Source organism: Desulfovibrio desulfuricans, from assembly GCF_024460775.1.
GTDB classification, from domain to species: domain Bacteria; phylum Desulfobacterota; class Desulfovibrionia; order Desulfovibrionales; family Desulfovibrionaceae; genus Desulfovibrio; species Desulfovibrio desulfuricans_E.
This window is the reverse complement of the sequence record NZ_JANFYZ010000094.1, coordinates 1-243: the sequence shown is the minus strand read 5'-3', so window position 1 is coordinate 243 and position 243 is coordinate 1. Positions and strand designations below refer to the sequence as shown.

Sequence of the window (243 nt, the reverse complement as noted above, 5' to 3'; positions counted from 1 at the left end):
AATCGCATGAAGACTCATTGCATAATTAAGCCCCGCCTTAATATGCCCCGTTCCGTGAGGAGCTGCCCGGTCAAAATCAGATACACAGATCGTAATCGGTTTTGCACCACCTTTAAAATACGGACCTACAGGTGTTGTAAACACTCTGAACTGATATTCATCTGCAGGCTTTACTCCGATTACAGGATTAATCCCAAACATATATGGTCTGATATATAATGAAGCGCCTGAACCATAAGGCGG

At 43.6% G+C, this 243-nt stretch carries 1 pseudogene; it reads right to left on the bottom strand.

Annotated elements, in window-relative coordinates:
* Positions 1-201 (bottom strand): annotated as a pseudogene (locus NE637_RS15535) (branched-chain amino acid aminotransferase); the annotation flags it as partial.
* Between the last annotated feature and the right edge of the window lie 42 nt (positions 202-243).